The sequence below is a fragment of the Streptomyces sp. NPDC015127 genome (genome assembly GCF_043080095.1).
In the GTDB taxonomy this organism is placed as follows: Bacteria; Actinomycetota; Actinomycetes; order Streptomycetales; family Streptomycetaceae; genus Streptomyces.
Genome location: NZ_JBIBVE010000020.1, coordinates 19311 through 31638, shown reverse-complemented (window position 1 = coordinate 31638; position 12328 = coordinate 19311). Strand labels below are relative to the sequence as shown.

The window sequence follows — 12328 nt, the reverse complement described above, 5'->3', positions numbered from 1 at the left end:
CCGGTCAGGCCACTCGGTACTGTTCGTCACGGACGTCCGTGACGAGCATCCGGCCCGGCGCGTGGGTGAGGGCGAACGGCGGACGCGAGGCGGTCAGGGCGGCCTGCGGCGTCACTCCGCACGCCCAGAACACCGGAACGTCACCCGGCTCCGGCACCACCGCTTCGCCGAAGTCGGGGCGGCCGAGATCACGGATCCCGAGCCCCGCCGGGTCGCCGATGTGCACCGGACCGCCGTGCACCGCAGGCATCATGGCACTGCGCGTGATCGCGGCCGGAAGGTGCTCGGCCGGAACAGGCCGCATCGACACCACCATCGGCCCGTGCAGCCGCCCCGCCGGCCGGCACATACGGTCCGTCACATACATCGGCACATTGCGGCCCTGCTCGACATGGCGCAGGGGCACACCCGCCGCCAGCAGGGACCACTCGAAGGTGAAGCTGCAGCCGAGGAGGAACGTCACCAGGTCGCCGCGCCAGCGGTCGGTCACGTCGGTGGGCTCGTCGACGAGGTCGCCGTCCTCCCAGACCCGGTAGCGCGGCAGATCGGTGCGCAGGTCGGCGCCGGTGGCGAGCGGCGTCGTCCAGGAACCGGCATCGGTGACGTCCAGCACCGGGCAGGGCTTGGGGTTGCGCTGACAGAACAGCAGCATGTCGTACGCCCAGTCGGCCGGGACGGACACCATGTTGACCTGGGTGTGGCCGGCCGCGATGCCCCCGGTGGGCCACGAGGCGCCGGAACGGAACCGCATACGGGCCTCTTCCGCCGTCCACGAGCGGGCATCGGCGATCCCCGGTACCGCCTGCACGGCGCTCGTCGCGCCGCTGACCGCCGTCGCGCTCACACCAGCTCCTTTCCACGTGTCTCCGGCAGGCCCACCAGGGCCAGCACCGCGAGTCCGTAGCCGGCGGCACCGAGGACCAGGGCGCCGCCGACGCCCCAGCTGTCGGACAGGAATCCGACGACGGTGGGCAGGAAGGCGCCCACAGCCCGGCCGCTGTTGTAGGTGAAGCCCTGGCCGGTCCCGCGCACGGCGGTCGGGTACAGCTCGCTCAGGTACGAGCCGAAGCCGCTGAAGATCGCCGACATGCAGAAGCCGAGCGGGAAACCGAGCACGAGCAGCAGGCCGTTGGCCCCCGACGGGATGTTGGTGTAGGCCACGACCCCGGCCGCCGAGAGCGCCGCGAACAGCGTGATGTTGTTCTTGCGGCCGATACGGTCGGTCAGATACCCGCCGGTGAGATAGCCGACGAAGGCGCCGGATATCAGGAAGGTGAGATAGCCGCCCGTGCCCACGACGGTGAGCCCGCGCTCCGTCTTGAGGTATGTCGGCACCCACGTCGCGAGCGTGTAGTAGCCGCCCTGGACGCCGGTGGACAGCAGGGTGGCGAACAGGGTGGTGCGCAGCAGGTCCTTCTTGAAGATGGCGGAGAACGAGCCGCGTTCGGTGCTCGTACGGCGCAGCTCCGCCGCCTCGGGCGCGTCACTGACATTGCGCCGTACGTACACGACGAGCAGGGCAGGCAGCGCGCCTGTCCAGAACATCACGCGCCAGGCGGTGTCGGCGTCGAGGAACTGGAACACCAGCGTGTAGACGAGGACGGCGAGCGCCCAGCCGGCCGCCCACGCGCTCTGCACCGCGCCGAGTGTGCGCCCGCGGTGCTTGGCCGTCGCGTACTCGGCGACCAGGATCGCGCCGACGGCCCACTCGCCGCCGAAGCCGAGGCCCTGGAGGGCGCGGAAGACCAGCAGCGTCTCGTAGTTCGGAGCGAAGCCGCACAGAACGGTGAAAACGGCATAGGTGATCACCGTGATCATCAGTGCCTTCACCCGGCCGATGCGGTCGGCGAGGATCCCGGCGAGCGCGCCGCCGATCGCCGAGACGACCAGCGTGACCGTGGTGAGCAGCCCCGTCTGCCCGTTGTCGAGGCTGAAGTAGGCCGAGATCGCCACCATGCTCAGCGGCAGCGTGAAGTAGTCGTAGGAGTCGAGCGCGTAACCCCCGAAGGCGCCGCCGAAGGCGCGCCGGCCCTGCGGGCCGAGGGAGCGGAGCCATGCGAACGGGCCGGACTGCTCCGGCAGTTCGCCGTGCTTGGGCTGGGCCTGGGTCGTACTCATCTGCACCTCGCTGAGGGGAGGGAGTGCCGTGGGGCGTGCTGACTGAGTGCCGCCGGAGGTCGTGGCGAGTCCCGAGGGAACGGGGGCGGAGCGCATGTACGGGTCGAGCGGTGACGCCAACGTAGAGGATTGTTGAACGATCCGACAAGGGGCGCGTTGAGTCGTTCGAGCTTCTACGATGGACTCCGTGCGCCGGTGTGAGCCGTCCGGCGAGGGAGAGAGGGCGTTGTGGGGACGACGGAGCCCGGGGCCGGCGGACTGGCGGACGACCGCCCCCTGCTGGGGCGCACGAGCACGGCCGAGCGGGTCGCGGACATCCTGCGCACCCGCATCGCCGAGGGCTACTTCCCGCCCGGCGACCGGCTGTCCGAGGACGCCATCGGCAAGGCGCTCGGCGTCTCCCGCAACACCCTGCGCGAGGCGTTCCGGCTGCTCACCCATGAACGGCTGCTCGTCCACGAGCTCAACCGCGGCGTCTTCGTGCGCATGCTCGCCGTCCAGGACGTCGAGGACATCTACCGCACCCGGCAGCTCGTCGAGTGCGCCGTCGTGCAGGGCCTGGGCGAGCCGCCGTACGACCTCGCCGAACTCGACGCGGCCGTCAGCGGCGGCGAACGCTCGGCGCGCGCACACGACTGGAAGGGCGTCTCGACCGCCAACATCCACTTCCACCGCGAACTGGTCGCCCTGGCGGGCAGTGCGCGCACCGACGAGCTGATGCGCAGCGTCCTCGCCGAGCTCCGCCTCGCCTTCCACGTCGTGGACGACCCCCGCGGCCTCCACCAGCCCTATCTCGTGCGCAACCGGGAGATCCTGGAGGCCCTGCGCGCCGGTGAACGCACCAGGGCCGAACGGCTGCTGGCCGACTACCTCGACGACTCGCGCACCCGCCTCGTCGAGGCTTACGCGGGACACGTCGCCGACGCCGAGGGGGTGTAGCCGCCCCCCGATGCGGGAGCGGCGCGGCGACGCAGGCGGCGTGGAGCAGCGACGGGGGGGCGGGGTCACGGAGCGGTCGCTTCTGCGCCGTTTTCTCCGTTGTCAGTGCGAGGACCTAATCTGTGCACCGTGACTTCGCCTGCCCCGACGGAATTCGTTCCGCCCCAGCTCAGCGCGGGGCCGCGGCCCGCGCAGGGCCCGGCCGCCGACGAAGGGCTGGCGCGGCGCCTCCGCGCGCTCGCGTGCACCGCTCCGCTGCACGACCTCGACGCCCGGAAGGCCAACCTGGCTGGGGAGTACACGGTCTACGCGATGGCCGAGGTCGCCCTCGCCGCGATCGACCTCGTCACGCTGAACATGGACTTCGACACCGGGGCCGACCACGACCAGATAGTGGCCAGACTCCTCCCGCGTGTCGCCGCCCAGGCACCGGACCGCCCGCAGGCCGAGCACGAGCGCGTCGCCCGCTGGGTCCTGGAGAACCTGATCAATGTCGGCAGCGTGGACCGCGGATTCCGCGCGGTGTACGGCACCTTCGGCACCGACGGCGTCTACACCCGCCGCGACTACGACTTCAAGCTCATCGAGGAAGTCCCCGGATACGGCGGCAGCGTCTACCTGCGCACGACCGACGAAGCGGTCAACGTCCTCGTCGGCGCCCTCGACACCGACGTCACCAGCGCGCAGATCGCGGCCGAGGTGAAGCTGGAGGTCCTCATCAGCCGGGGCCGCCTCGCCGACGCGCAGCTCGCCGCCGAGCAGGCGCGGTACCGCACCGTGCAGTACTCGGAGACCCTGCGCCGGACCCTGGACGCCACCCGGCGCAACGTGCGCGCGGTCGACTGGCTCAACGCCGTCCCCGACATGATCGCGGAGGCACTCGACCACGTCGCCGACCGCTACCGCCACGAGAACGCCATCCTGACCAACATCCGCAAGGCACGCGACGAGGCCGAGGACCCGGAGCACAAGCGGCGGGCCGCCGAGCTCGTCGACATCGTCAAGGACTGCATCCGCCGCCACACCCAGCTGCAGTCCCGGCTCCTCGAAGCCGGACCGCTCTTCCGTGCCGAGCAGGACCGCCAGGCCTTCGCCCGCCCCACCGCCCGGACCGGACTCGACCTGTACGGTCAGCTGGTGGCACCCCTGCTGCCCCTGCCCGTCGCCTCGGCGACCCGCGTCACCGACGCCTTCTTCGCGCGCGGCACCGGACTGCGCACGCCCGCCTCCGTCCGCGTCGGCGACCTGGTCGATCTCCTGCTCACCCCGCCGCCGGAGCGCGAGCACCTCGGCGCGGAGATGCCGGAGCCCGACCTCATCGCCACTCCCGACGACAGCCGCTTCAGCGAAGAGCAACTGGCGAGCGCCATGGAGCTGCTCGACCTGGAGCACGACGCACCCCGTCGGCTCTCCGGACTGCTCGCCGACGCCCGCCGTACCGATCCCGAACTGCCCTATCTCGTCGCCCTGCTGGCCGTCCACGCGGCGAGCCCGCCGGTCGGCACGGCGTACCGCCAGGGCGAGCAGCGCCTGCTCTTCGCCGTCGACGACGGCACGGAGCTGGACGACCCCGAATTCGGCGGCGCCGACCTGATCGTGGGCACGGCGCTGCTGGACGCGGCGGGCATGGCCGCGGACCGCGCGGAGGGGACGTGAAGCCTCTCCACCCCGCCCCTTCCCCGACCGGGATTCTGCGCCGGGCCTCGTGGCCCTGCGCCCCGGCGGGCGCGGACTTCGGGGCTTCGCCCCGGATCCCGTACCGCCTTCGGCGGTGTGCGTCCACGGCCCGGCGACCGTGGGCGCCGGGCCCGGACCGGCTCGGTCTGCCGCAGGCAGACCGAGCCCAGCCGTCGATCGAGGCGCCGGCGGTCCCCGCGCGCCCGCAGGGTGCAGAGCAAGAGCCCGGGGGCACAGCCCCCGGCCGCGGCCAGGGGCGGCGTGGGGCACGTCCCGCCGGAGGCGCCACCCGTGCCCACCCGCACCACCACCGCACAGAGGAGCACCGCCCGTGACCGAGCCGCACGCAGACCACGCCACGCCGTGGCGTGAGGCCGACGCGCCGCTCGGCCACCCGACCGGCCCCGCCTCCGGGGCCACGGGCCCCGCCCGCGGCGCCGGCGCCGTCACTCCGGCCGACGCCGCGGATGCCGCGCGTCTCGTCTCCTTCGGTCTCCAGCCCAAGCTGCTCCCCGCCCGCGACGCCGAATACGCCGAACTGCTCCGCCGCTACCGCGAGGACACCCCGTTCGCGCGGCTCGCCGACGCCGTCGCAACGGGCCTCGGCCTCGTCGTGCTCGAGGTCTCACCCCGCGCGGGCATGGCGGTCACCGCTGCCGAGGACTCCGTCTTCGCCGTCCGCATGGGCGACTACGCGCGCCGCGCCGCGGCCGACTCCGCCGATCGTTTCCTGCACGGCCTGGCCCACCTCGCCGTCGCCGCCATGGCCTTCCCGCGCCCCGAGGACCTCGCGGACGACGGTTACATCGGCCGGATCACCGTCAACGGCGTCGACGCCTTCGTCCGGCAGGCCTGCCGGAGGCTGGAAGAGCGCGCCGCGGAACACGGCGAGAACAGCGACCCGGCCAGCGACGCCCCCGGACTGGAGGCGGCCTGGCGGGTCTACGCGCGCCGCAGCGCGACCGGCGCCACCAAGGACGCCCGCCGCCTCGCCGGATCCACCACCGGCATCGTCGGCAAGGCGGTCGCCTTCCTCACCGACTCCGGCTTCCTCCAGCGGACCGGCGACGACGCGGGAGGCGCGTACCGCACCACCGCCCGCTACCAGCTCCAGGTGCGCGACATGGCGGGCAGCGCCGCCATGGCCGAACTGCTGGAGCTGGGCGTCGTCCCCGTCAGCGACGGCACCGCGACCCTCGTCGCGCCGCCCGACGGCGACGATCTGGAGCTCGCGGCCGACGCCGGCCTGCCGTTCCACGCGTGACCGTCCCCGCCCGGCGCCACCGCCCCCGCGCGGCCGCCCTCCACGCGGCACCGCACCCCACGCGCAACCGCTCGACGAAGCCAGAAGAAGACTGAGAGTCCGCCGCCATGTACGAGTTGTCCCGGGTCCGCCTCTACTCCATCGGCCCTGCCGGTGCGCGCTACGCCGACACCGTGCTCGACCTGCGCGGAGTCGGCGAGCCGGTGCCCCACCCCGCCCCCGCCCAGGCGGAGTTCTTCGAGGAGGAGCCGGTCGGCCCGCCGCGCCGCCCGGCGCCCGCCGGCGTGCTCTTCCTGGAGAACGGCGGCGGCAAGTCCGTCCTGCTCAAGCTGATCTTCTCCGTCATGCTGCCCGGCCACCGCAACACCCTGGGCGGCGCCAGCTCCGGTGTGCTGCGCAAGTTCCTGCTGGCCGACGACTGCGGACACGTCGCCCTGGAGTGGCAGCACACGCAGACCGGTGAGCTCGTCGTGGTCGGCAAGGTCAGCGAGTGGCGCGGCCGCCAGGTGTCCAACGACCCGCGGAAGTTCGCCGAGGCCTGGTACTCGTTCCGGCCCGGCCCCGGACTCAGCCTCGACTCCCTCCCGGTCGCCGAGTCCACGGCCGTGCGACCACCCGTCGAAGGAGCATCCGGAGCCCGGGGCCGCCGCCGGACCATGAAGGGCTTCCGCGACGCCGTCACCGAGGCGGGCAAGGCGTACCCGCACCTCGACGTGTACTGGGAGGAGATCCACGACCGCTGGAACGAACACCTCGGCGATCTCGGTCTCGACCCCGAACTGTTCCGCTACCAGCGGGAGATGAACGCCGACGAGGGCGAGGCAGCGGGCCTCTTCGCCGTCAAGAAGGACTCCGACTTCACCGACCTGCTGCTGCGAGCCGTCACCGACACCCGCGACACCGACGGTCTCGCCGACCTCGTCAGCGGCTTCGGCAACAAGCTCGGCCGGCGCGCCGAGCTCACCGCGGAGCGGGACTTCACAGCGGGCTCGGTCGACCTCCTCGGCCGCATCGTCGAGGCCGCCGAGGCGCGTACGCGGGCACGGGACGTCCACGCCGACGCCGAGCGCCGTACCCGCACCCTGGCGCGCCGCCTCTCCGCCCGCGCCACGGAGGAACGGGCCCGTGCCGCCGACCTCGCCCAGCAGGTCACGGCCGCCGCGCACACGGTCACCGAGGCCGAGCAGGCCCGCGGCCGCAGTGCCCTGATCGCCGCCGAACTGGCCTACCGGCACGCCTCCCTGGCCCTGACCGTCGCCGAGAAGAGCGCCGCGGCCCAGCGCCGTGAGCTCATCGACGCACGCACGCTGCACTCGGCCTGGCAGGCCGCCGAAGCCGTACTGCGCCACCGCGCCGCCGGTGACCGCTCCGCCCGCGTGGCGGCGGCGATCCGCGAGGCCGAGCGGGACGCGGCCCCCGCCCTGGCCGCACGGGCCAAGGCCGCCGGCGATCTCGTACGCGCCCTGCACACGGCGGCCGAGGACGGCGAACGGGTCGCCAACGAGGAGGAGGAGCGCTCCCGCGCCCTCCAGGAGACCGGCGAGGCGGCCCACCGCGACGCCACGGTCGCCGCGACGGAGGCCCAGCGCGCCCGCAGCGAGATCGGCCACCTGCGCCAGCGCCTCGCCGAGGTCGAGCAGGAGACGGCGGAGGCCGTACGGGCCGGCTGGCTCGACGACACCGCACCCGATGCCGACCCGGCCAGGGCCGCGCTCGCCGCGAGCGACGCGGAGAAGACGGCGGTCGCCGCGTGGGACACCGCCCGTGAGGCAGCCCGTGTCACGGCCGAGCGCGCCAAGGAGGCGGCCGCGGCCGAGTCGCGCGCCGAGCTCACCGCCGCGCGCGCGGCGGACGCGGCGCAGGCCGCGGAGAACGCGTACGAGGCGGAGCGCCGCGCGGCCGAGTCGATCGCGGAGGACGGCCGGCTGGCGGACCTGCTGGGCCTGCCCACCCCCGGGCTGCCTGGCCCGGCGGTCCCGGCACCCCGCGCCCCGGGCGTGGCGTCCACGGCCCGCGGGCCACGCCCCGGCGACGCCGCGCACGACGACGTGGCTGCCGGCGGCACCGGCGCAGCCGTCCCGGCCGAGTCCGCTCACCCTGACACCGCGTCGGACCGGACCGGCTCCGGGGCGCCGGCCGCGGCAGGCGCCGATGGGTCCGGCGGGCACGGCCGGGGCGACGTCGAGACCAGGCAAGACGGCGCCTGGCCCGCAGGCGCAGCGGGCGCCGCGGCGTACGGCGATGCCGGCCGCGCCCGAGGTGACGGCGCGTCGGACCAGGCCGGCCCCGGCGCCGGAGCGGGCGCAGCGGGCACCGATGGGTCCGGCGGGCACGCGCAGGGCGACGTCCCGTCCGGGCATGACGGCGCCGTGTCCGGCGGCCACGCCCAGCGCGACGCGACCCCCTTCGCGCACCCGGACACCAGGGCCTCGGCCGAGGACGGTGCCGCGTCGCGACGCTCGGCTCCCGCGGGCGCCCCGCGCGACGGCGCCGCATCGCGACGGGACGGCGACGGTGCCCTCAGTGCCGGCGAGCTCGACGGATTCGCGGACGAGCTCCGCGAGTTGCTGGAGCAGTCCGTCGCCTCCGCCGAGCGACAGCTCTTCGACCTGCGCACCGCCGCCGCCGACGACGCCTGCATCCTCGGCGCCCTCGGTGACGGCGGGCTGCTGCCGCCCGCACCCGACGTGCTCGCCACCGTCGAGTACCTCGGCGAGCACGGCATCCCCGCACTGCCCGGCTGGCGCTACCTCGCCCAGTCCGTCGACCCCGCCGACCACGCCGCCGTCCTCGCCGCCCGGCCCGAGCTCGTCGACGGTGTCGTGATCACCGACCCCGCCTCGCACGCCCGGGCCCGGGAGGCGCTCACCGGCGCGGCACTGCTGCCGCGCTCGGCCGTCGCCGTCGGCACCGCCGCCGCGCTGCTCGCGCCCGTGCCCGCCGCGGGCACCGGCAGCGAGCAGGACGTCTTCCTCGTCCCGCCGAACCCCGCCATGCACGACGAGGCCGCCGCCGACGAGGAGCGGCACGCGCTGCGGGCCAGGGCGACCGCCCGGGACGAGGAGATCCGCGCGCTGGCCGCCCGCCTCGCGGGCGACCGCTCCCTCGCGGCCCGGCTCGCCGCCTGGCGCGAGGACTGCCCGCAGGGCATGCTCGCCGAGCTCGCCGACGGCGCGCGCACCGCCCGCGCCGCCGCCGCGGAGGCGCAGGAGGCCCTTGCCGAGGCCCGTACCGCACGGGCCGAGGCGGACGAGGCGGCCGCCGACGCCGCGCGCGTGCGGGACGAGCGGCAGGACGCCGCCCAACGCGCCCGCCGCGCCGCGGACGCGCTCGCCGGCCTCGCGTTCCGGCTGCGCGAACGCGCGGGCTGGCAGGCGAAGCTGCGCGAACTGGCCGACGAGGCCGCCGAGTCCGAGGCCCGCGCCGCCGCCTGCCTGGAGCGGGCCAAGGCCGCCGACGAGGACCGCCGCGCCGCGCAGCGCGCCGGTGACGACGCCCGCCGCACCGCCCGCGCCCTCCGCGCCGAACGTGCCGAGATCGCCGGAGCCCCCGAGAACCTCCCCGAGACCGACGGCGACGCCCCGCGCGCCTCCCTGCCCGCGCTCCGCGAGGCCTACCGCGCGGCCTCCCAGCTCTACGAGAAGGTCGGCGTCGGTGCCGACCTCCGAGCCGAACAGGCCCGCGCCGAGAGCGACGAGAGCGCCGCGCTCGCCGAGCTCGACCGGCTCACCAACAAGGTCCGCACCCGCGCGGCCCAGCTGCTCGAAGGCACGGACGGCGCCGACGGCCCCTCCCGCCAGGCAGCCGCCGCCCGCGCCGAAGCGCTCGTGCAGATGCTGGAGTCACGGGCGTCCGAGGCGAGCGAGAAGCTCGGCCGGCTCCGTGGCGAGGCCGAACGGCTCGCCCCGGCCGACGGCGCCTCGCACACCGAACTCCCCGACGACCTCGTCCCCGCAGACGCCGAGCACGCCAAGGCACTGCTGCGCACGGCCGACGGCGAACTGGCCGCGCGCACCGAGGCGCTGGAAACCGCCCGCATCACGCACGCGGCACTGCTCCGGGCCCACCGCGCCGCCGAGGACGCCGCCGGAGGCTTCGACGAGACGGCCGCGCTCCTCCGCGACCTGCTCCGCGACCACCAGCAGGACGACGAGACGGCCCAGGCCCCGGAGCCTTATCCGGGCACGCTGGAGGAGGCCCGCCACTCCGCGGCCGAGGCCCGCCGTTCGCTCCGCGGTTGCGCGACCGACCTGTCGGCCGCCGAGTCGGCCGTCCGTGAGGCGAGCGACGTCCTCGTACGGCATGCCAACGCGACGCGGTACGAGCAGGTCCGCACCCCTGCCCGCCAGCAGATCCGCGAACTGCCCGCGGCCGCGCTGCCCGAGCACGCCGCGAAGTGGGCGGAGGCGTTCGCGCCCCGGCTGCGGGTGCTCAGCGACGAACTCGCGCAGCTGGAGCGCAACCGGGACACCATCGTGGACCGGCTGCGCGGTCTGGTGGAATCGGCACTGGCGACGCTGCGCTCGGCCCAGCGGCTGTCCCGGCTGCCGGAGGGGCTCGGGGAGTGGTCCGGACAGGAGTTCCTGCGGATCCGTTTCGACGAACCGGACCAGGCCACGCTCGCGGAGCGGCTCGGCGAGGTCGTCGACGAGGCGACGCGTGCCGCGGTGAAGAAGAACGCGTCGGCGGCCTACGGGGAGGGGCGCCGGGACGGCATGTCCCTGCTGCTGCGGGGCGTCCAGGCGGCCCTGGAGCCCAAGGGCGTCGCGGTGGAGATCCTCAAACCGGACGCCGTGCTCCGGGCGGAGCGGGTGCCGGTGGGGCAGATGGGCGACGTGTTCTCCGGCGGCCAGCTGCTGACGGCGGCGATCGCGCTGTACTGCACGATGGCAGCCCTGCGCAGCAACGACCGCGGCCGCGACAAGCACCGGCACGCGGGCACCCTGTTCCTCGACAACCCGATCGGCCGGGCCAACGCGACGTACCTGCTGGAACTCCAGCGCGCGGTCTCGGACGCCCTCGGTGTGCAGCTGCTGTATACGACGGGCCTGTTCGACACGACGGCGCTCGCCGAGTTCCCCCTGGTGATCCGGCTCCGGAACGACGCGGACCTGCGGGCCGGCCTGAAGTACATCAGCGTCGAGGAGCACCTGCGTCCCGGGCTTCCCCAGGTCGATCCCACGGGGGAGACGGTGCACGGCGAGATCACAGCCACGCGCATGTTCAAGCGGGCCCCGGTCCCGGAGCAGCCGACGCCCGAGCCGTCCCCTTCGGGCGACCGGACAGCGCCGACCCGGGACGCTTAGCCCGGCACCCGGCCGGACAGCGCCGACCCGGGACGCTTAGCCCGGCACCCGGCCGGACAGCGCCGACCCGGGACGCGTAGCCGGCACGGGGCGGCCAGTTAGCGAGGGCCATCCCCGACACCCCGCCCCCCGGCCATGCCCCCGCGTCACGCTCGCGACAGCCCGCCCGCGCCGGGCCTCCGTATCCGGGACGTCTCGCGTGCGGACGCGCGTGCCGTCCGGCGCGCCCGGCGGCGCTCGCGGCGCAGGTGCCGCGCAGTGCTGCTCGGCGTGGACACCACGCCATGCCGCTGGTTCCACACCTGCCGCGTCACCCACACGTCCAGCACCGCCCAGGTCGCGACCACGGTGCTCGCCACGCTGCTGAGCACCATCGGGAACGCCAGCCAGGACCCCGTCACCGAGAGGAGGAACGCCGCCATCGCCTGAATCATCGTCAGCGACGTGATGATCACCGCCCGGACCGCGGCCGTGCGCACCGGGTCCGCCATGCGTCGCCTGGCCTTCGGCTCCTCGATCCAGAGCGGCCGCGGCGCATAGGCGTCATCGTGCCCCGACGCCGCCTCGGACGCGGAGACCGGTGTCCGTTCCCGGCGCTCGTGCGTGTCCATGGATCCTGTCACTCCCCACCTCTGTCCAATATCAGGGTGGCTGCCCGGAATCCGTCGTTCTACTCCGGCTGCACCGGCTGCACCGGCTGCACCGGCTGCACCGGCTCGCGCATTCCCAACCCGGACATCTGCCCCCATCCCGTGGAATGCGGTGCCCCGCCGACGAGTCGGCGCCCGAACGACACTGAACCCGCGCGGCTCCCCGTACGTATGGACGAGCGGGAGGCCGTGAAGATTCCCGCCCGCACGCCACCGCGTACCCCTGCGCCGCATATTTCCGGCCAACTGCCCCGGTCCGAAAAGAGGACGTGTCGTCGCTGCCCGGCGGCACAGAGAGGAATGCCATCTCCACGAACACCAGGACATCCCGCTACCCGGATCACTTCCGTCGGCCGAAAATCGTCCGGACGTGC

7 protein-coding genes are annotated in these 12328 nt (G+C 74.5%); 4 read left to right on the top strand and 3 right to left on the bottom strand.

Annotation, left to right across the window (positions count from 1 at the left end; all coding sequences use genetic code 11):
* Window positions 1-4: 4 nt before the first annotated feature.
* Both ACF08N_RS31660 and ACF08N_RS31655 read right to left on the bottom strand, forming a co-directional pair.
* Window positions 5-751, bottom strand: coding sequence for a putative hydro-lyase (locus ACF08N_RS31660; RefSeq protein ID WP_392328223.1), 747 nt, complete (start codon window positions 749-751; stop codon window positions 5-7).
* 89 nt (window positions 752-840) lie between these two features.
* Window positions 841-2118 (bottom strand): MFS transporter, encoded by a 1278-nt coding sequence (locus ACF08N_RS31655; RefSeq protein WP_392328154.1) that lies wholly within the window; start codon window positions 2116-2118, stop codon window positions 841-843.
* A gap of 228 nt (window positions 2119-2346) precedes the next feature.
* Between ACF08N_RS31655 and ACF08N_RS31650 the strand changes: the two genes are divergently transcribed.
* The 4 genes from ACF08N_RS31650 to ACF08N_RS31635 all read left to right on the top strand — a co-directional run bounded on the left by ACF08N_RS31650 (window position 2347) and on the right by ACF08N_RS31635 (window position 11304).
* Complete coding sequence (locus ACF08N_RS31650; RefSeq protein WP_392328153.1) at window positions 2347-3057, top strand: GntR family transcriptional regulator; 711 nt, start codon at window positions 2347-2349, stop codon at window positions 3055-3057.
* Between the two features lie 129 nt (window positions 3058-3186).
* Entirely contained in the window at window positions 3187-4713 is a 1527-nt protein-coding gene (locus tag ACF08N_RS31645) for a hypothetical protein (RefSeq protein ID WP_392328152.1), read from the top strand.
* A gap of 352 nt (window positions 4714-5065) precedes the next feature.
* Complete coding sequence (locus ACF08N_RS31640) at window positions 5066-5998, top strand: hypothetical protein (RefSeq protein WP_392328151.1); 933 nt, start codon at window positions 5066-5068, stop codon at window positions 5996-5998.
* 107 nt (window positions 5999-6105) lie between these two features.
* Window positions 6106-11304, top strand: coding sequence for a hypothetical protein (locus ACF08N_RS31635; RefSeq protein ID WP_392328150.1), 5199 nt, complete (start codon window positions 6106-6108; stop codon window positions 11302-11304).
* 146 nt (window positions 11305-11450) lie between these two features.
* On the opposite strand, the gene ACF08N_RS31630 is transcribed toward ACF08N_RS31635, so the two are convergent.
* Window positions 11451-11915, bottom strand: a complete 465-nt coding sequence (locus tag ACF08N_RS31630) for a hypothetical protein (protein ID WP_392328149.1) — start codon at window positions 11913-11915, stop codon at window positions 11451-11453.
* Between the last annotated feature and the right edge of the window lie 413 nt (window positions 11916-12328).

Coding starts and splice junctions, on each gene's coding strand:
- ACF08N_RS31660 (WP_392328223.1), bottom strand. CDS start 751: ATGCGGTTCCGTTCCGGCGCCTCGTGGCCCACCGGGGGCATCGCGGCC.
- ACF08N_RS31655 (WP_392328154.1), bottom strand. CDS start 2,118: ATGAGTACGACCCAGGCCCAGCCCAAGCACGGCGAACTGCCGGAGCAG.
- ACF08N_RS31635 (WP_392328150.1), top strand. CDS start 6,106: ATGTACGAGTTGTCCCGGGTCCGCCTCTACTCCATCGGCCCTGCCGGT.
- ACF08N_RS31630 (WP_392328149.1), bottom strand. CDS start 11,915: ATGGACACGCACGAGCGCCGGGAACGGACACCGGTCTCCGCGTCCGAG.